Origin of the sequence: Streptomonospora nanhaiensis (genome assembly GCF_026642255.1) — a bacterium.
Taxonomy (GTDB): Bacteria; Actinomycetota; Actinomycetes; order Streptosporangiales; family Streptosporangiaceae; genus Nocardiopsis; species Nocardiopsis tropica.
This window is the reverse complement of sequence record NZ_CP113264.1, coordinates 6682445-6700526: the sequence shown is the minus strand read 5'-3', so window position 1 is coordinate 6700526 and position 18082 is coordinate 6682445. Positions and strand designations below refer to the sequence as shown.

The 18082-nt window shown below is 73.2% G+C and carries 15 protein-coding genes; 7 read left to right on the top strand and 8 right to left on the bottom strand.

Annotation, left to right across the window (positions count from 1 at the left end):
- Position 1: 1 nt before the first annotated feature.
- Together OUQ99_RS28910 and OUQ99_RS28905 are read right to left on the bottom strand one after the other, a co-directional pair.
- Complete coding sequence (locus tag OUQ99_RS28910) at positions 2-832, bottom strand: Na(+)/H(+) antiporter subunit C (protein ID WP_267946916.1); 831 nt, start codon at positions 830-832, stop codon at positions 2-4.
- On the bottom strand, positions 829-3780 hold the full coding sequence (locus tag OUQ99_RS28905; protein ID WP_267950548.1) for a Na+/H+ antiporter subunit A: 2952 nt from the start codon (positions 3778-3780) through the stop codon (positions 829-831). Before OUQ99_RS28905 ends, OUQ99_RS28910 begins: the two co-directional genes overlap by 4 nt.
- Positions 3781-4028: 248 nt before the next feature.
- Between OUQ99_RS28905 and OUQ99_RS28900 the strand changes: the two genes are divergently transcribed.
- On the top strand, positions 4029-4505 hold the full coding sequence (locus tag OUQ99_RS28900; protein ID WP_267946915.1) for a MarR family winged helix-turn-helix transcriptional regulator: 477 nt from the start codon (positions 4029-4031) through the stop codon (positions 4503-4505).
- Between the two features lie 76 nt (positions 4506-4581).
- On the opposite strand, the gene OUQ99_RS28895 is transcribed toward OUQ99_RS28900, so the two are convergent.
- Both OUQ99_RS28895 and OUQ99_RS28890 read right to left on the bottom strand, forming a co-directional pair.
- Positions 4582-4983: a DMT family transporter gene (locus tag OUQ99_RS28895; RefSeq protein WP_267946914.1), complete on the bottom strand. Its 402-nt coding sequence runs from the start codon at positions 4981-4983 to the stop codon at positions 4582-4584.
- On the bottom strand, positions 4980-5738 hold the full coding sequence (locus OUQ99_RS28890) for an SDR family NAD(P)-dependent oxidoreductase (RefSeq protein ID WP_267946913.1): 759 nt from the start codon (positions 5736-5738) through the stop codon (positions 4980-4982). The genes OUQ99_RS28895 and OUQ99_RS28890 overlap by 4 nt, the downstream gene beginning before the upstream one ends.
- A 159-nt stretch (positions 5739-5897) precedes the next feature.
- Between OUQ99_RS28890 and OUQ99_RS28885 the strand changes: the two genes are divergently transcribed.
- On the top strand, positions 5898-6515 hold the full coding sequence (locus tag OUQ99_RS28885; protein ID WP_267946912.1) for a TetR/AcrR family transcriptional regulator: 618 nt from the start codon (positions 5898-5900) through the stop codon (positions 6513-6515).
- A gap of 181 nt (positions 6516-6696) precedes the next feature.
- The gene (locus OUQ99_RS28880) at positions 6697-7098 is read left to right on the top strand and encodes a helix-turn-helix domain-containing protein (protein ID WP_276567175.1); all 402 of its coding nucleotides are present in this window, start codon (positions 6697-6699) and stop codon (positions 7096-7098) included.
- A 201-nt stretch (positions 7099-7299) separates the two neighbouring features.
- On the opposite strand, the gene OUQ99_RS28875 is transcribed toward OUQ99_RS28880, so the two are convergent.
- The gene (locus tag OUQ99_RS28875) at positions 7300-7920 is read right to left on the bottom strand and encodes an ATP-dependent Clp protease proteolytic subunit (protein ID WP_267946911.1); all 621 of its coding nucleotides are present in this window, start codon (positions 7918-7920) and stop codon (positions 7300-7302) included.
- Positions 7917-8582, bottom strand: a complete 666-nt coding sequence (locus OUQ99_RS28870; RefSeq protein ID WP_267946910.1) for a ClpP family protease — start codon at positions 8580-8582, stop codon at positions 7917-7919. Before OUQ99_RS28870 ends, OUQ99_RS28875 begins: the two co-directional genes overlap by 4 nt.
- A 461-nt stretch (positions 8583-9043) precedes the next feature.
- Between OUQ99_RS28870 and OUQ99_RS28865 the strand changes: the two genes are divergently transcribed.
- From OUQ99_RS28865 to OUQ99_RS28855, 3 genes are all read left to right on the top strand, one after another.
- Positions 9044-12223 carry a BTAD domain-containing putative transcriptional regulator gene (locus OUQ99_RS28865; protein ID WP_267946909.1) on the top strand — a complete coding sequence of 1060 codons (3180 nt, stop codon included), beginning with the start codon at positions 9044-9046 and terminating at the stop codon, positions 12221-12223.
- A 498-nt stretch (positions 12224-12721) separates the two neighbouring features.
- Positions 12722-13963, top strand: a complete 1242-nt coding sequence (locus OUQ99_RS28860) for a hypothetical protein (RefSeq protein WP_267946908.1) — start codon at positions 12722-12724, stop codon at positions 13961-13963.
- Positions 13951-14436, top strand: a complete 486-nt coding sequence (locus OUQ99_RS28855; RefSeq protein ID WP_267946907.1) for a hypothetical protein — start codon at positions 13951-13953, stop codon at positions 14434-14436. The genes OUQ99_RS28860 and OUQ99_RS28855 overlap by 13 nt, the downstream gene beginning before the upstream one ends.
- On the opposite strand, the gene OUQ99_RS28850 is transcribed toward OUQ99_RS28855, so the two are convergent.
- Positions 14339-16492: an ATP-binding protein gene (locus OUQ99_RS28850; protein ID WP_267946906.1), complete on the bottom strand. Its 2154-nt coding sequence runs from the start codon at positions 16490-16492 to the stop codon at positions 14339-14341. The genes OUQ99_RS28855 and OUQ99_RS28850 overlap by 98 nt on opposite strands.
- Before the next feature lie 238 nt (positions 16493-16730).
- On the opposite strand from OUQ99_RS28850, the gene OUQ99_RS28845 reads away from it, so the two are divergent.
- Positions 16731-16994: a GlsB/YeaQ/YmgE family stress response membrane protein gene (locus OUQ99_RS28845; RefSeq protein ID WP_267946905.1), complete on the top strand. Its 264-nt coding sequence runs from the start codon at positions 16731-16733 to the stop codon at positions 16992-16994.
- Positions 16995-17080: 86 nt separating this feature from the next.
- Here OUQ99_RS28845 and OUQ99_RS28840 read toward each other — a convergent pair whose 3' ends face one another.
- Entirely contained in the window at positions 17081-17992 is a 912-nt protein-coding gene (locus OUQ99_RS28840) for a Gfo/Idh/MocA family protein (RefSeq protein ID WP_267946904.1), read from the bottom strand.
- Between the last annotated feature and the right edge of the window lie 90 nt (positions 17993-18082).

The window sequence follows — 18082 nt, the reverse complement described above, 5'->3', positions numbered from 1 at the left end:
ATCAGTCACTCCCTTGCAGGTCGCTGTCCTCGGCGCGGGCCAGGCGCTCGCGCTCGGCCGACATGGTCTGGCGCGCCTGGCGCCGCTGCGAGCGGATGCGGCGGCGCAGCTCGCGCCACAGCTCGCGCTCGGCGGCCCGGTCGGCGCGGCGGTGCTCGCGCAGCCGCCTGCGTCCCAGGCGGATGCGCCCGCGCAGCTCCTGCACCTGGGCGGTCATGCTCTCCGTGCGGTCGGTGAGCCTGCGCATGGTCTCCTGCGACCGCTCGTCCGGCCCGCTCTCCTCGGCCTCGACCTCGTAGCGGGCCAGTTCGGCCTGGGCCGCCGCGATCTCCGCCTTGATGCGGGCCTGCTCGGCCAGCTCCTGGGCGTCGGCGGCGGCGATGGTCGCCTGGAGCTCGGCGCGCTGGCGGCGGATGTCGGCCTGGAGCCTGCGGCGCTCCTTGGCGAAGCGCTGCCGCACCGCTCGGCGGCCCTCGCCCTGCACGATCCTGATGTCCTCGGCGTCGTCCTGGACCTCGTCGTTGCCCTCGAGCTGCCAGTTCCGGTACGCCATCGCCAGCAGGAACGCGGTGATGCCGAGGGTGATGACGATCGCTGTCAGGATCATCGCCTGCGGCAGCGGATCGGTCATCTCCTCCGGCTCGGACAACCACAGGATCGGCGGCTCGCCGGCCTCCCCCGCCATCGACAGGATCATCAGGTTGACGCCGTTGCTCATCACGATGAAGCCGAGCAGCACACGGGTGAGGCTGCGCTCCAGCAGGAGCACGACCCCCACCGCGACGAGCACGCCGACGAGGACGACGAGGATCAGGCTGGGTGACTCGTTCACGAGGTGACCTCCTCGGCCCGGGCCAGCGCGTCTGCCCTGGCGTCCTCTTCCGCGTGTGCGGCGTCCCTCTCGATCTGTTCGTCGATACGGGCGCCGAGGCTGCGCAGGATGTCCAGGATCAGGCCGATCACCAGCAGGTACACGCCGATGTCGAAGATCATGGACACGGTGACGTGGGCCTCGCCCAGGATCCAGAGGTCGATGTAGGCGTCCCCTCCCGCGAGGACGTCGGTGCCGAAGATCGCCCCGCCCAGCGCCGTGCCGGTGGCCAGCGCCAGCCCGGCGCCGATCAGGGCCCCCGGCTGCACCCACGCCGTGGCGTACAGCTCGAACCGGCCTCCGGCGAGGTAGCGGACGATGAACGCCAGCCCGGCGACGATGCCGCCCGCGAACCCGCCGCCGACCGCCGTGTGGCCGGTGAGCAGCAGGTACACGGAGATCACCATGATCACCGGGAAGAGGAAGCGCGAGACGACCTCGAAGATGACCGACCGGCGCTCGGTGGGCAGGGCGTCCGCGCCCGGCAGCCAGGCGTTGTTCCACCTGGGCTTGATGTGCATGCTGTCCGGTGCCATCCGCAGCTCGCCCAGGTCGATGCTGCTCCGGTCGCCGGCGGGCTCCGGGGACTTGGTGACGGACACCGCCATCACGCCGCCCGGAGCCTTGCGGGGCTGTGCCCGGCGGCGCACGAACATGAGGCTCGCGACGCCGGCGGCCGCGGCGGCGAGCACCGAGATCTCGCCCATGGTGTCCCACGCGCGGACGTCGACCAGCAGCACCGAGATGATGTTGTACCCGCCGGCCTCCTCGGCGGCGGCGGGGTACCCCTCGGAGACCGAGGGCGCCTGCCGCGCGGCGAGGGCGAACCAGGTCATCGTGGCGACCAGGATGCCGGTGGCGGCGCCGATGGCCATGTTCCACACCCGGCGGCCGCGCAGCGCGGGCGCCGAGAAGAGGGAGGGCAGCCGGCGCAGGACCAGGACGAAGACCACCAGGCTGACGGTCTCCACCAGGAACTGCGTGAGCGCGATGTCCGGCGCGCCCATCAGGTAGAAGAGGGCGGCGATGCCGTAGCCGCCGGTGCCCACGAGGATCACCGCGAACAGCCGCCGCCGCACGAACAGGGCCAGCAGGGCCGTCCCGGCGACGATCACCGCCGGGATGACCTGGACCGGGGTGTCCCAGAGGCGCACCTCGGGGTGCGGCCCCTCCCAGATGCGGCCGCTGACCATCCACCAGCCCGCGGCGACGACCAGGGAGACCAGGACGGTGCCGAGGTAGACCGGCAGCGAACCGCGCTGGGTCCGCCCGGTGACCTGGAGCGCCAGGTTCTCCAGGGCCGCGAGCATCCGCCGGTAGACCCGGTCGGGGTCGACGAAGGAGGTGCGGGTGCCGATCCACACGACCTGGTGGCGGAAGTAGAACAGCACGAGGCCGAGCGCGACGCAGACGGCGGACAGCAGGAGGGGGAGCTCGAAGCCGTGCCACAGCGCCAGGTGCGTCGTGTACGCGCCGGGCGCCAGGGGCACCGTGTCCGCGTAGCGGGCGAGGAGGGAGTCCAGGAGGAGGGAGAGCGGTCCGCCCAGGAGGCCGAGCGCGGCCATGGCCGCGGCGGGCGCCAGGAAGAGAGCTCCGGGGGCGTGCACCGGGGTGTCCGGGACGTCCTCCTTGACGGCGAACGCCCCCCACAGGAAGCGCAGGCTGTAGGCGACCGTGAGGACGGAGCCGGTGACGATGCCGACGAGGACGGCGGTGTCGAAGGGACCGCCCTCCGTGAAGGCGCCGAAGGCGAGCTCCTTCGCGGCGAAACCGAGGGTGGGGGGCAGGCCCGCCATCGAGGCGAGCGCCAGGACCGAGATCCAGAAGGTCCCGGGCATGGAGGTGCGCAGGCCGGAGAGCTCACGCAGGTCGCGGGTGCCGGTGCTGTGGTCGATGATGCCGACCACGAGGAACAGCGGCGCCTTGAACAGCGAGTGCGCGATGAGCATGGACACGCCGGCGAGGGCCGCGGCCCGGGTGCCCGCGCCGAGCAGGACGATGAGGAAGCCGAGCTGGCTGATGGTGCCGTAGGCCAGGACGAGCTTGAGGTCGTACTGGCGCAGCGCCTTCCAGCCCCCGAGCAGCATGGTGAGCACGCCGAAGAACAGCGCCGACCAGGTCCAGACGGCGGAGTCGGGGAAGGCCGGGGTGAGCCGGGCGACCAGGTAGACGCCGGCCTTGACCATCGCCGCGGCGTGCAGGTAGCCGGAGACCGGCGTGGGCGCGCGCATGGCGGCGGGCAGCCACAGGCTGAACGGGAAGAGCGCCGACTTGGACATCGCGCCGACCATCACGAGGGCGAGGGCGACCTCGACCAGGGTTCCCGAGGGCGGGGCGGCGACGAGCTCGGAGATCACGTAGGTCCCGGCGGTCTCGCCGAGGATGATCATGCCGACCAGCATGGCCAGGCCGCCGAAGGTGGTGACGGTCAGGGCCGTCATCGCCGAGCGGCGGCTCTCCTTGAGCTCCGTGTTGTGCCCGATGAGGAGGTAGGAGAAGACCGTGGTCAGCTCCCAGTACACGAAGAGCTGGATGAGGTCGTCGGCCAGGACCAGGCCGAGCATGGCCCCGGCGAAGGCGACGAACACCCCGGCGAAGCGGCCCAGGCCGGGCTCGGAGTCGTTGAAGTAGCGGGCGCAGTAGACCAGGATCAGTGTGCCCACGCCGGCGGCGATGAGCGTCATGACCAGCCCGAGCGTGTCCATGTACAGGCCGAGCCTGAGCGAGAACTCGGGGGCCCACTCCACGGAGGCCGAGAGCTCGCCGCCGCGCAGGACGGCGGGGGTCTGGAAGAGGGCCCAGACGGTGGACGCGCCGGGGACGACGGCGAGGGCGAAGAACGCGTTGCGGCCCCACTGGCGTACCAGTAAGGGTGCGATCGCCGCTGCGATGAAATGCGCGATCAGCACTGTTGTCAATGCGCCCCTCCCGGACCGGTCCGGGCCCGCCCGGTGCCGGGCGGACGTCCACTGCCCCCAGCGGCGGTCCTCGTCGTCCACAAGCGGACGCGTGGACGGGGTGTCGCTACGGTTTGTGGGGGCATGGATGCTTATGAACTTGCGTGCCTAAGCTATTTAATAGTTAGACTACACAAACGTCAAACCACCGCGCGGGTCGGAGGACCCGCGGCGCCCGCCCAGCCTGCGAGGACCGTTTCGTGCCCGACGAGACCCACGAGCCAAGTGCCGAGCAGCCAAGTGCCGAGCTCGAAGAGTTCCAGCGTGCCTGGACCGAACTGATCAACGCGGCCATACACGCGCGCTCGCGCAGCGGCCACGGACACCGGGGTGCCGAAGAACTCACTCTGACGCAGGCCCTGCTCATGGAGGCGGTGCGGGGCATGGACAACCCGAGTGTGGGCGCCGTCGCCCAGATCGTGGGCGTCTCCTCTCCTTCCGCCACCCGCATGATCCAACAGCTGGAGCGCAAGGGCATGATGGCGCGCCGCCGCTCGGAGCGGGACGAGCGCAGCACGGTGGTGGCGCTCACGGAGGAGGGTGAGCGGGTCCTCGCCATCCGGCGCAAGGAGATGGAGCGCAAGCAGCGGCAGGTCTTCGACGCCATAAGGCCTTCGCTGCGACCCGTCGTGCTCACGCTCCTGCGGGACCTGCGCGCGGCGGTGGACGACACCTGACCCGCGGTCGGCGGACCCGACGGGCGCCGGCCGCCGCCCGCGGTCGGCGGACCCGCCCCTCCGCATGGGGCCGCGGTCAGCCCCGGTCGCCGGAGGCCTCCGGCGACCCCTCCCGCGAGGGCGGCGCCGCCCCCTCCACGAGGTGCAGACCCGCGACGCCGACCAGGATCAGCACGACGAAGCCGATCCGCAGCGGGCTGACGGCCTCGCCGAGGAGCGCGATCCCGGCCAGGACCACCCCGGCCGCGCCGAGCCCGACCCACACCGCGTACGCCGTGCCGACGGGCAGGTCGCGCAGCGCCAGGGACAGCAGCGTGAAGCTGGTCGCGGCGGCGCCCACCGCCAGGGCGCTCGGCCAGAGCCGGGAGAAGCCGTGCGACTCCTTCATCGCCAGCGCCCACACCACCTCCAGGGCGGCGGCGGCCAGGAGCAGCGCCCAGGGGAGAGGGAGCCACTCGGAAGGGTGCGGCGCGCTCACGCGTTGGCCCCGGCGTCGACCAGGATCGACGTCCCCGTGATGCTCCGCCCGCCCGGCCCGGCCAGGTGGGCCACCGACGCCGCCACGTCCTCCGGGTCGGTGTAGCGCCCCAGGGCGGTCAGCGCGCGCTCGGCGTCCGCGCCGGGGCCGTCGGCCGGGTTCATCTCCGTGTCGGTGGACCCCGGGTGGACGAGGTTGACGGTGATCCCCCGGGGGCCCAGCTCGCGGGCCAGCGAGCGGGTCAGCCCCACCAGGGCCGCCTTGCTCGTCGTGTACAGGGTGGCCTCCGGGAGGGAGGCGCGCTCGCTCAGGTTGGTCCCGACGCCGATGATCCTGCCCCCCGGCCCCATGTGCCGGACGGCGGCCTGAGCGGCGACGAACGCGGCGCGGGCGTGGACGGCCATCGACCGGTCGAACTCGGCCACGGTGGCGTCGCCGAAGGGGCCGAAGACGGCGATCCCCGCGTTGTTCACCAGGATGTCCGGTCCGCCCAGGCGCGCGTGGACGAGGTCGACCGCCTCGCGGATCCGGTCCGGTTCGGCGGAGTCGGCGCGGACCGCGAGGGCGCGGACCCCGGCCGCCTCGGCGTCGCGGACCAGCGCCTCGGCGCGCTCCCGCGCGTTCAGGTAGGTGAACGCCACGTCGGCGCCGTCGGCGGCCAGCCTGCGGACGATCGCTGCGCCGATCCCGCGGCTGCCGCCCGTGACGAGCGCGACCCGTCCGGCGAGGGGACTCCGTGTGCTGTCGTGGGCCATGTCGGCTCCCTGGTGCGTTGCTGGGGGTGGTGTGTCCGGGGAGGGCTCCCCGTGCGGCCGATACTAAGTGGAATTTTTTCCACTTACAAGGGGATGGCGGGGTTCTGGCTATACTCGCCGCGTGTTCGCAGGTCACCAGGAACCCCCGCAGGCGTCCCCGTGAGCGGCCCCGGGCCGCGGCGCCGGACGCTCCCCATGGCCGGAGCGGCGCGCCCCGAGCGCGCCGACGCCGCCCGCAACCGCCAGGCCCTCCTCGCCGCCGCACGCGAACTCCACGCCGAACACGGCACGGAGGGCCTCACCCTGGAGGCCGTGGCGGCCCGCGCGGGCACCGGGGTGGGCACGGTCTACCGGCGCTTCGGCGACCTGGCCGGGCTCACCCACGCGATGGTCGACTCCCAGGAGTACGAGTTCCAGAGGGGCTTCCTCGAAGGCCCGCCGCCCCTCGGGCCGGGAGCGCCGCCCCTTGAACGGCTGCACGCCTTCGCCGACGCCTTCGTCGACCGCCTGGAGGCCCAGGCCGAACTCCTCGCCGTCGCCGAGACCGCCTCTCCCCGGGCCCGCTACCGGAGCGGGGCCTACGCCGCCCACCACGCGCACCTGGTCTCCCTGGTCGCGGAACTGCGCCCGGACGCCGACCACGCCTACCTGGCGGACGCCCTGCTCACCCCCCTGGAGGCCGCGCTCCACGTGCACCAGCGCCAGGAGCGCGGGATGTCCGAGGAGCGGGTCCGCGCCGGGGTGCACGGGGTGGTCGACCGCATCGCCCGCCCCTGAGCCCGGGGGAGGGCCGTGCGCGGCCCGGACGGCGGGAAGGTGCCGGAGGGTCCCCGGGCGCGGTGGCGCGTCCGTCCCCGGCCGGTTCTGCCTTCCGCAGAAGGGCGCCGTGCGCCTCCCGGCCGCGCCGGGCACGGCGTACGCTCGGAGGAGACCACCGCTCACCCACCGGGAGGACCCGATGACCGACGTCCTACGCTCCCTGGACGAGGCCCGGAGGGGTCACCGCGCCGAGGAACCGCCGGAACCGCTCATGCGGGACCTCATCGGCGACCTCCTGCGGCGGACCCGGACCGAGCAGGGCCGGACCCTGCGCGAGGTGGCGGAGGACGCCCAGGTCTCCCTCCCCTACCTGTCCGAGATCGAGCGCGGGCGCAAGGAGGCCTCCTCCGAGGTCCTCGCCGCCGTCTACCGCTCCCTCGGCCTCAGCATGGCCGACGTGCTCGCCGCACTGTACGAGCGGACCGTGATGGTCCCGCTCACGCGAACACGCACCGGCCCGGGCGACTTCCGGCGCGCGCCGGTCACCCCCGTCGCCGCCCCCGCCCACCAGGCCGGGGTGGTCCTCTCCCTGGCCGCGTAGCGGCCCGCGGTGGGCCCGCCGAGGGCGCAGCCGCTCTTCGCTCTCCCCGGCCGCGCAGCGGTCCTGCTCCGCCCCCCGGCGAGGTCGGGGGGCGGAGCGCGTCCGGGGCGACCGGTCCGTGCGGGGCCCGGTCCGCGCGGACCGGCGCCGGGAGGCCCCGGGGCCGGCGGCACGCCCGCCGGGCCCCGGGCCCACCGCCCCTCAGGACGCGCCGACGGCCTCCGGTGCGACCTGGCGGGTGGTGATGATCCCGTCCACCAGGCCGTACTCCTTGGCCTGCTGCGCGGTGAAGATCTTGTCCCGGTCGGTGTCGGCGCGCAGCCGCTCCACCGTCTGCCCCGTGTGCCGCGCCAGGATCTCCTCCACCTGCGAGCGCACCCGCAGGATCTCGCCCGCCTGGATCTCCAGGTCGGCGGCGACGCCCTGGCCCTCGCCCGAGGGCTGGTGCAGCAGGACCCGCGCGTGCTCCAGCGCGAGCCGCTTGCCGGGCGCGCCCGCCGCGAGGAGCACCGCCGCCGCGGAGGCCGCCTGGCCCATGCACACCGTGGCGACGTCGGCGCGCACGAACCGCATGGTGTCGTAGACCGCCGTCAGCGCGGTGTTCGAGCCGCCCGGCGAGTTGATGTACAGCTGGATGTCGGCGTCGCTGGACTCGTAGTCGAGGTGGAGCATCTGCGCCATGACCACGTTCGCGACGTCGTCGTCGATCGGGGTGCCCAGGAAGACGATCCGCTCCGACAGCAGCCGGCTGAAGACGTCGAAGGACCGCTCGCCGTGGGGCGTGCGCTCCACGACCATCGGCACCGTGTACCGCCCGCTCATCGGGTTCCCCCCGCCGTGCCCGTGGCGAAGCCGGGGGCGTGCGTGCCCAGCCGGATGCCGCCGCCGTCGACCTCGGCCACGGACGCGACCACGTGGTCGACGAACCCGTAGTCCCTGGCCTCCTCCGCGGTGAACCAGGCGTCGCGGTGCTGGTCCCGGGAGATGGTCTCCTCCGACTGCCCGGTGTGCCGGGCGATCAGCCGCACCATGGTCTGCTTGGTGTGCGCGAGGTTCTCCGCCTGGATGGCGATGTCGGCGGCGGTCCCGCCGAGCCCCCCGCTGGGCTGGTGCATCATGATGCGCGCGTGCGGGAGGCTGTAGCGCTTCCCGGGGGCGCCGACGCAGGCCAGGAACTGGCCCATGCTGGCGGCGAACCCCATGACCAGCGTGGACACGTCGTTGGGGATGAAGTTCATCGTGTCGTAGACGGCCAGCCCCGCGGAGACGGAGCCGCCGGGGCTGTTGACGGCCAGCGTGATGTCCTTGTGCGGGTCCTCGTCGGCGAGCAGCAGCAGCTGGGCGCAGACCCGGTTCGCGCTGGTCTCGTCGACCTGGGTGCCCAGCAGCACGATGCGGCTGCGCATGAGGCGCGCCGCCATCTGGTCGTCGAAGGCCGCCCCCGCCGCCTCGTGCGAGGCGACGGGAAGTGGGTGGATGGACATGGAACCCTCCTCGTCCGGCCCTCCGTGGCGGGATGGTCGCCCGCCCGGCCGGTGGTTCCAGCCTGAGGCCGCGGCCCCCGCGGCTTCCACTGTTTCGGCCCGCCGCAGATCTGCCCCTGGCAGACCCCGTTCCGCGCCCGAAGGGGGAAGGGGCCCACGTCCGGGGGTGTGCACGTGCGAACAGGCGTGCATCGGTTTATGCGGTGGAATGCGCCGATGCCCGTGTGTAATTGTCGTGCATGCGGGGAGAGCTTATAGATTTCCGATCGAAATGTATACCCCGGGGTGATACATCCCTGTCCCGAAGGGGCTTCTCGGGGTTATTGTTCATCTATTTTCGCTGTTCAGGGCTCTTCTCATAGCTCTCTGTCAATCGGTGTCCGTATTCGTGATCCTGGTAATCCTTAATGCGGGGTGCGATTATGGGCCGGTGTGGAAGGTGACCATTGGGTGGTGGCCGGTTGGAGATAAAGATCCTCGCCCAGGAGCCCCGGATACTGGTCGGCGGCAGACCGGTGGAGATGGGGCCTCCTAAGGAACGGCTCCTCCTCGCTGTCCTGGCCCACTCGGCGGGAAAGGTCGTGTCCGTCCAGGCGTTGATCCACCGTGTGTGGGGTCAGGACACACCGGCCTCGATCCGCACCAGCCTCTACTCGCACATCACCCGCATCCGGAACCGTGTGCGTGACCTCGGAGCGGTCCTGCCCCTCGTCTCCCGGGCACCGGGTTACGTCCTGGACGTCGATCCGGACTCGGTGGACCTCAACCGCGTGAACCGGCTGTACAAGGAGGCGGGCAAGCGGATCGGCGCGGGCGAACGCCGACTCGCGGTGAACCTCCTCGCCCAGGCCCTGGAGCTGTGGGACGGTGATCCGCTCTCGGAGGTCCGGGGGGAGTGGGCGGCCTGCGCCAGGAAGGAGATGGAGCAGACCCGTGTGAGGGTGCTCGTGCGCTGGGCCGAGGCCCAGGCAGGTCTCGGCGAGTACGAGGCGGTGCTGGACCGCCTGGCGGACGCCTGTGCGAAACACCCCGGGAACGACTCGCTCGCCTACCACCGGATGCGCGCCCTGGCCGCGACCGACCGCCAGACCGAGGCCGTCGAGTGCTACAACGAATTGAGGGACTACCACCGGAGGGAGAACGGGGCCGACCCCAACGAACGGACGCAGAAGCTCTTCCACGAGATCCTCGAGGAGGAGCGGCGGGCGCACGTCCGACCGGTCTCTCCGCCGGGGGTCCTGCCCGGGCCCCCTCATCCGCTTCGGGAGGCGCTGCCCGCACCGCCCTTCCCAGAGGCGGTCTCCCGACCGGCGCCCGTCGTCTGGGACAACCTCGAACTGGGGGCCCTCGACTTCGTCACGCGTGAGAGCGAGCTCGCCGGCCTGCTGGCCCGGGTCCGCTCCGGTCGGGGCTCCACGGTGGTCGAGGTCGTCGAGGGGACCCCCGGGGTGGGGAAGTCGTCCTTCGTCCTGCACGCGGCCCACCTGCTGCGGGACGAGTTCGACATCCGCGTGCACCTGCGTCTCCACGGGGACGGCAGACCGGTCGACCCCACCCACCTGCTGTACCGGTTGCTGAGCGGTATCGGCGTGCCGAAGGAGGAGATCCCCCTCGAACCGGACGCCCGTGCCGAGCTGTGGCGGGTCCGGGCCGCCCGCCACAGGGTGCTCCTCCTCGTGGACGACGCCGTCCCCGGCCAGGTCGGACCGCTCCTGCCGAGCACTTCCGGGAGTGCGGTCCTGGTGACGAGCCGCACGACCCTGACCGACCTGGACGGTGCGCACCGCCTCGTCCTCGGCCGTCTGGACGCCGCGGACTCGGCAAGGATGTTCGAGGCCTTCACCGGCATGCCGCCGGACGGGGAGGCAGGACGACGGCTGCTGTCACTGCTGGGGGGCTTGCCCCTGGGGTTGCGCCTGGTCGCGGGGAGACTGCGCAATCACCGTACGTGGACCCTGGACCACCTCGCTGACCGTATCGTCCGGAACGGGATCTCCGAGGTGGCGGTGGGAGACCGCAACCTGGCGTCGGTGTTCGACCTGGCGTACTCCGATCTCGACGCGTCGGCCCGCTCGGCGTTCCTCGCGACGGGCCTGCACCCGACCGGGGAGGTGTCCCTCCACACCCTGGCGGCCATGTCCGGGTCGTGGGCCCGGGCGGAGAGCGCGGTCGAGGATCTCCTGGGAAACCACCTCGTGGAGGAGACCTCTCCGGGAACGCACCGGATGCACTCCCTCCTGCACGACTACGCCCGGCGGCGCGCGGCCGTGCTGCTCCACCCGGCGGAGTCCCGGGGCATCAGACGGAGATACCTCGACCACACCCTCGCGGTCGCCGACGCGGCCGACCGGGCCGCCCTCCCCGGCAGACGGAGGTGGGAGTCGGCCCCGCTGTGCGAGTACGTGCCGGAGTTCCCGGACGCCCGTGCCGCACGGGCCTGGTTCGCCACCGGCCTCTCCGCTCTGGAGGAGTCGGTCTCCTACGCGCAGGACCACGGGTTCACCGGCCACGTCGCCCGGATCCCGCTCGCCGCCGCGGGGCTCATGGACACGGACGGGCCGTCGGACCGGGCGGAGGCGCTGCACGCACGTTCGGTGGCGGCCTGGCGGCTGATCGGCAGCGGCCCCGGGCTGGCCCAGGCGCTCTACGAGCTGGGTCGTGCACGAGGGCGGCTGCACGACCCCTCGGCCGAGGAGGACGTGCGTGCTGCTCTGGAGGTGTGGGAGCGGTGCGGGGCCGAAGGGCGGTACGGCCGGTCCCTCTCCCTCGACCAGCTCGGTGTCATCCTCCACAAGGCCGGTGACACCGAGGGGGCGCTCGGGGCCTATCACCGGGCGTTGGCGGGGTTCGCCGCTCTGGGGGAACAGGAGGGCATGGCGCGCGCCCTCAACCACATCGGTGTGAGCCAGAACCGACTGGGACGGTACGAGGCGGCCGAGGACGCGCTCACGAGGGCCATGACCCTGTACAAGGCACTCGGCGACCTGCGCTCCGAGGCACAGGTGCTGGTCAACGCGGCCATGATCCACTTCCACCGCGGGCGCCACCGGGAGGTGCGGCGGATGTGCGAGCGCGGACTGGAGGCGTTCCTGAGCCTGGGCGACGTGAGGTCCGTCGCGCAGACCCTGAACAACCTGGGGCAGCTCGCCGAGTACCTTCAGCGCTATGACGAGGGCCTCGCCCGGTTCCGGGAGGCCAAGGAGCTGCTCGCAAGGGTCGGTGACACCGCGGAGGAGTTGAACACCGACGCGGGCATCGGATCGACGCTGCTGGGCCTGGGCCGTGTGGCGGAGGCACACGAGGTGGTGACGGCCGGGCTGGAGCGGATCAGGGTCTTGCGCGACCCCCTGGTCGAGGCCCACCTCCTGGTGGTGCTGGGCGACGTCCACGTGGCGCGACGCAGGTACGCCGAGGCGAGGTTGCAGTACCGCAACGCGCGGGAACTCGCCGGCGGCGGGGTCTCGCGGCTGGACGAGGGGCTCGCCTGGGACCGCCTCGGAGACCTGTACTCGCGCGAGGGGTGTACGAGCAAAGCCGACGAGCACTGGGAGCAGGCGGTTCTCATCCTCGATACGGTGCCGACACCCCACTGCGCATCCATCAGGATGAAGTTGGAGATCAGTGGTCTGATGGGCGCATAACGGAACATTGCGCGTGTCTCAGGAAATGTTCGCTGGAATCCTGAAACGCCTGATACCCCTGGGTCCGGTGTGGCATGCTGCGGTCAGGTGGGCTCCGGGCTGACCCCGCGCGATCTGACGCGTCTCAGGGGTCGGAGAGCACCTCTCGCCGTGTCTCCCTCCAGATGAGGAACAGATCGTGATGCTCGCTGCCGTCAGGACGCTACTCGTGGTGCTCCTTACCGCTTTCGCTGGCTTCCTCCTGCCGGACGCGGTTCTGCGGGCCGATACGGCGGCGAACCACGGGGGGCTTCCGGCGGAGTCCGCCCGGCCGACGGCGAAGGGATGGTCGGAGTTCGTCTGAGCCACTGGCGCAAGGACGCCGCAAGGCGTCCGCAAGGTCGTGGTCGGCTCCGGGCCGTCGCCTCAAGACATCCGCCAACGCCTCGCCAGGATCCGGTCCGGCGGGGCGGCGAACGTGGTCCGGGACCCGAGACGCGGGTCGGGAGGAGGACCACGATGGGGCACAGCGATTTCTGGCGGGGCGGCGGGGACGGGCCGGTGTCACCGGTCACGTGGCCGAGCCGCAAGACGGTACTGGCACTGGTCCACAACTACCAGGCGGGAGACAGGCTCTCCGAGTTCATGCAGGTCGTCGAGGCGGACCCGCGGGTCCAGGTCGTCTACACCCAGCCGCCCGGGTCCATGTTCGAGAAGAGCGGGGCGGAGTACCTGCGGCGCCTGGACGGCACCGTGCTCCCCTGGGAGGAGGCCGTCCGGTTCCGCTTCGACGCGGGGGTGGCGGCCAACCACGGCCACCTGGAGCAGGTGCGGGCCCCGGTGCTGGTCCTGCCGCACGGTACGGGGTTCTCCCGGATGCCCGCGCGCGGCTACGGCTACGGGCCCCCGGCGGAGCGTGCCGTGGGCGGAGCCGTGCGTGGAGCGCTGGTGCGCTACGGCCGGGTGGTGCCGGCCGCGATAGGTGTCGCGAGCGGGTGGCAGCGCTCGACCCTCCTCGCGGCGGTTCCGGAGGCGGCCACCGTCGCCCACGTGGTCGGGGACCCCTGCTACGACCGCGCGAGGGCGTCCCTGCCGCAGCGCGAGCGGTACCGGAGGGCCGCCGGCGTGGGCGCCGGGGAACGCCTGGTGGTGGTCGCCAGCACCTGGGGGACCCACGGCCTCCTCGGAGCCCACCGGGACCTGCCGGAGAGGCTCGCCTCGGAGCTCCCCCCGGGCCACGTGGCCGCGGCGCTCCTCCACCCCGGCGTGTGGTGGGCGCACGGGCCCCGACAGGTCCGGGCGTGGCTGGCCCCGGCCCGGCGCCGGGGGCTGCGCCTGCTCGCGCCCACGTCGCCCTGGATGGGACTCCTGGTGGCGGCGGACGTGGTGATCGGCGACCAGACCTCCGGCGTCAGCTACGCCGCCGGGCTCGGGACCCCCGTGCTCCTGGCCGACGGCGGACCGGCCGAAGTGGCCCCGGGCTCCCAGGTCGAGGCCCTGCACCGGTACGCCCTCCACTACGACCCGGAGGTCCCGCCGGGGCCGCAGGTGGAGGCGGCCGTCGCCCGGCACGACCCCGGCTGGGCCGCGGCGTTCGACTCCCTGGTCACCTCCGCCCCCGGCCGCTCGGTGTCCCTCATCCGCTCGCACCTGTACCGGTTGATGGACCTGCCCGAGCCCGCCACGGCCGCGGAGGCGGAACCGCTGCGCCTTCCGAGGTTCGTCGGCGAGGACGGGGAGGAGCGGGCATGGGCGGCATGAGGGCGCGGACGGCGCCGGTGTCGCGCTGCCGGGTCACGGCGGTCCGCCCCGGGGACCGTGCCGTGCGCGTGGTCGACGACCACGTCGTCGCCCTGGCGGGGACCGGGACCGGGAGGAACTGGCTCCTGGCGGCCGACGTCGTCCACCTCCCGGGCGGGGCGCCGCTGGGGCCCGAGGACGTGTTCGCCGCGCTGCCGGGCTGCCTGGTCGTCACCGACCTGGGGGAGAGCCCGTCCGTGAGGGTCAGGGGAGGCTCCGGCTCCGTGGGCGTGCCGTCCCCCGACCTGGCCTGGCTGCTCGGCTCCGTCGCGCACGCCTGGCTGACCGAGAGCGGCGGCGGTGACGGGCTCGCGGCCCTCGTCGGCTCCGCGGAGATCACCCTCCAGGGGCGCGGGGGAGGGATTCCAGGCGTCGCCGCGTCTCTCCGGTCAGGGGATCGGAGATCGCGGTTCGTGTGGACAGCGCACGGGTGAGCAGCTCGCGGGCCTCCTCCGTCCGGCCGTCGGCCAGGGCGAGGTCCGCGAGCATCGCCTGCGCCCCGGCCTCTTCGGCCCGGGCGCCGATCCGCCCGCTGATCCGGAGGACCTCCTCCAGGACCCGCCCGGCGGACTCCGCGGAGCCGTCGGCCAGGAGGCTCGTGGCGAGGCCGACCAGTGTGCGGGTCCTCATGTACGGCTCCTCGTCCTCGGAGAAGAAGGCGAGCGCTCGGGCGAAGTACGCGGCGGCCCCCGCGTGGTCGCCCGTGTCCCGGGTGGCCTCGCCGAGCCGCCTCAGCATCAGGGCGACGCCCCGGGGGCGTTCGAGCTCCTCGTGGACGCGCAGCGCCCGGCGGAAGTGTTCCAGGGCCCGTTCCGGACGGTCGCGGGCCAACTCGCACACCCCCGCGCCCTCCAGCGAGGAGGCCCGGCCGAGGAGGTGCCCCGCCCGGGACCACAGCGCCAGGGCCCGGTGGTGGAGTTCCCCTGCCCGCCCGGGGTCTCCCAGGGACAGGTGGAGCCCGGCGAGGGCGTTGGCCATCTGGGCCTGGGCGGCGGGGTCGTCGATGGCCTCGGCGGAGGCCAGGCCGGTCGTGTAGGCCTCCTCCCAGGCGGTGTAGTGCTTGCGCAGCATGAAGAGGTTGCGCAGGGCCTCGCACAGCTGCCAGCACACGGAGTGGCGGCCGGTGCCGTGGGCGAGGCGCACGCACGCGCGCAGGCACTCCAGTTCGGCCTCCAACCAGTCCAGGGCCTCGGCGCGCGAACCGAACACGCGCCGGGGCGGCCGGTCGAACACGGGCGCCAGGTGCCAGCGGCCCGGGTTGAGGGTCCGGTCGGCGGCGGCGGACGTCTCCAGGTAGAAGTCCAGCACCCGGTCCACGGCGGCCTCGCGTTCGGAGCCCTCCCCGCAGCCCTCCTCCGCCAGGGCCCGGGCGTGCAGCCGCGCGAGGTCGTGCTGCCGGAGCCGCCCGTCGGCCCCCTCCTCCAAGAGGCTGGCGGCCACCAGGTCCGTCAGCAGGTCCTCGGCGTCGTCGTCCGGCACGCCGGCGAGGGCCGCGGCGGCCTCGGGGGTGAGGTCCCGGCCGGGCGCCAGGCCGAGCAGCCGGTACATGCGCCGGGCCGGTTCGGACAGGAGGGCGTAGGAGGCGTTGAACGCGGTGTCCACGGACAGCTCCCGTGTCTGGCTGAGCGCGGCCAGGCGCCCGTGCTCCCCCGACAGCCGCGACACCAGTCGGCTCAGCGGCTGGTGGGGGCGGTCGGTGAGGCCGCTGACGGCCGCCCTCAGGGCCAGCGGCAGCCGCCCGCACAGGTCCACCAGCTCCCGGGCCGAGGCGGGTTCGGCGCCGGTGCGGCCGTCGGAGAGCATGAGCGACACCAGGCGGACGGCCTCCGGCTCGTCCAGGGGCCGCACCTCGAGCAGTTCGGCGCCGTCGAGGCGGAGCCCGGCGAGGTGCAGGCGGGACGTGACCACGACCAGGTGCGGCCCCCGGCCCGGGAGGAGGGCGCGGACCTGGGCGGCCGAGAGCGCGTTGTCCAGCAGGACGGAGATCCCCAGGCCGTGGGTGCGGGAGCGGAACGCCGCCGCACGCGCCCCCGTGTCGTGCGGGATGGCGCCGGGGTCGACGTGCAGGGCCCGCAGGAACCCGTCCAGGACGTCGCCGGTGTCGGCGGGGCCCGGCTCGCCGAACCCCTGGAGGTCGGCGTAGAGCGCCCCGTCGGGGAAGGCCCCGGCGTTCTCCTCCAGGAAGTGGGTGGCCAGAGCGGTCTTGCCGACGCCGCCGGTCCCGCTGAGCACGACGACGCGCCCTCCGCCCCCCTCGCGGGCCTGCCGGCCGACGGAGTCCAGGAGGCGGGACTCCCGCTCGCGGTCGGTGAAGAACCGCGGGGTGTGCGGGATCTGCCGGGGGACCCTGTGCCGGTGCGGCGGTCCCGCGCCCACGCCCACGCCGCCGTACACGGTGCCCACCTGGATCACCGTGCCGTGGTTGTCTCCGGTGACGCTGTTCCCGGGGGGCCCGGGTCCCGTCCGGTCGCGGTCCTTCTCGGGGGGCATGGGCTTCTCTCGATGCCAAGAGGCCGACAGAGGGAAGACCTACCCCCTGCCGTTCCCGGTCAATCCCCCCGCTGCTCCCGGGCGGTCCGCGGCCCCCGTACAGGCCCGGGTCCTGCCGGGAAGAGGGGGGAAGGGGGCAAAAAAAGCGGCAAAAGAGTCGTTCAGGGGATGGACTCGCCGTGTTTTCCCCTCCCGGCAATGGGCACGGGGAGAGGGCATCTACGTGGGGGAGGAACCTGTGGAGATCACCGGAATCATCAGTGCGATCATCGTCGGCCTCATCATCGGAGCACTGGGCCGCCTCGTCGTGCCGGGGAAGCAGCATCTGCCGATCTGGCTCACCCTGCTCCTGGGCATCGTGGCCGCCTTCCTCGGCGGCTGGATCGGGGCGATGATCTGGGACCAGTTCCTTTTCATCCTGGTCATCCAGGTTCTTGTCGCCGCGGGAATCGTCTACCTGGCGGACGGGATGTACTCGAAGAACGCGAGGGGGACCGCCTAGCGGAACCGCCCCGGCCGGTGCTCCCGGCCGGGGCGGTCCTCCCGGGGCCGTGGCCCCGGGGCACACGTCCGGAAGGCCACCGGGTCCTACCCGGTGGCCTCGTCCACGCCCACGGCCCGGCCCAGCGACACGGACCTCTCGGCGGCCTCCAGCACCGCGACCACGTCCCGGCCGAAGCGCACGTCGCACGGCTCCTCCGCGCCGCCGATCCGGGCGGTCAGCCGGTCGACCGCCGTGCCGAACGCCTCCACCGCCGACCGGTCGCCGCCCGGCGCCGGGACCCAGCCCCGTTCGCCGTGCAGGACGATCTCGAAGGCCTTCGCCTCCGGCGGGGCGTCGAGGGTCACCGCGAACGAGCCGACGGCCCCGCCCTCGTGCTGGGTGAGCATGTGCGTGGTGTGCCTGGGTCCGGCCAGGGCCGTCACCCGGGTGACCGGGCCGAGCACCGGCAGCACCACCGACAGCACGTGGGGGCCCACGTCCCACAGGCCGCCCCGCTCCCGGCGCCACGGTGAGGCGCCGTACGGGTTGCCGGGCTGGAAGATCGACGCGAACAGGGTCGCCCGGACGCCGTGCCACCCGCCCTCGGCGGCGGCCGAGCGCACGAACTCCTCGACGCTGTCCGAGAAGCGGTTGGTGAAGAACACCACCGACGCCAGGTCCCGCGCCGCGACCTCGGCGGCGAGTTCTCCGGCGGCCGCGGCCGAGAGCGCCACGGGCTTGTCGAGCAGGAGGTGCTTTCCGGCCCGCGCCGCGCGCAGGGCCAGCTCGGCCTGCACGTCGGGCGGCAGGGCGATCGCCACGGCGTCCACGTCGGCCAGCAGCGCGTCCACGTCGTCGTACGCGCGGGCGCCGTAGCGGTCGGCGAGCGCCGCGGCCTTGGCCGGGTCGCGTCCCCACACACCGGCGAGGACGGCGCCGGGGTGCGCGTCCAGTGCCGCGCCGTGCGTCTCCGCCGCCCAGTGGCCGGTGCCCAGCAGTCCGAACCTGAGGCCCATACGGTTCTCCCTTGTTGTCGTTCGGCCGCCATTGTGCAGGGGGGCGCCCCCGCCCCGGACGACCGGCCCCTCGCTCCCGCGCTGCGGCCC

What these genes read in the sequence shown, in the direction of transcription:
- OUQ99_RS28880 (WP_276567175.1), top strand. Translation starts at nt 6,697, where the DNA reads ATGACCGACGTCCTACGCTCCCTGGACGAGGCCCGGAGGGGTCACCGC.
- OUQ99_RS28890 (WP_267946913.1), bottom strand. Translation starts at nt 5,738, where the DNA reads ATGGCCCACGACAGCACACGGAGTCCCCTCGCCGGACGGGTCGCGCTC.
- OUQ99_RS28860 (WP_267946908.1), top strand. Translation starts at nt 12,722, where the DNA reads ATGGGGCACAGCGATTTCTGGCGGGGCGGCGGGGACGGGCCGGTGTCA.
- OUQ99_RS28875 (WP_267946911.1), bottom strand. Translation starts at nt 7,920, where the DNA reads ATGAGCGGGCGGTACACGGTGCCGATGGTCGTGGAGCGCACGCCCCAC.
- OUQ99_RS28850 (WP_267946906.1), bottom strand. Translation starts at nt 16,492, where the DNA reads ATGCCCCCCGAGAAGGACCGCGACCGGACGGGACCCGGGCCCCCCGGG.
- OUQ99_RS28870 (WP_267946910.1), bottom strand. Translation starts at nt 8,582, where the DNA reads ATGTCCATCCACCCACTTCCCGTCGCCTCGCACGAGGCGGCGGGGGCG.
- OUQ99_RS28840 (WP_267946904.1), bottom strand. Translation starts at nt 17,992, where the DNA reads ATGGGCCTCAGGTTCGGACTGCTGGGCACCGGCCACTGGGCGGCGGAG.
- OUQ99_RS28855 (WP_267946907.1), top strand. Translation starts at nt 13,951, where the DNA reads ATGGGCGGCATGAGGGCGCGGACGGCGCCGGTGTCGCGCTGCCGGGTC.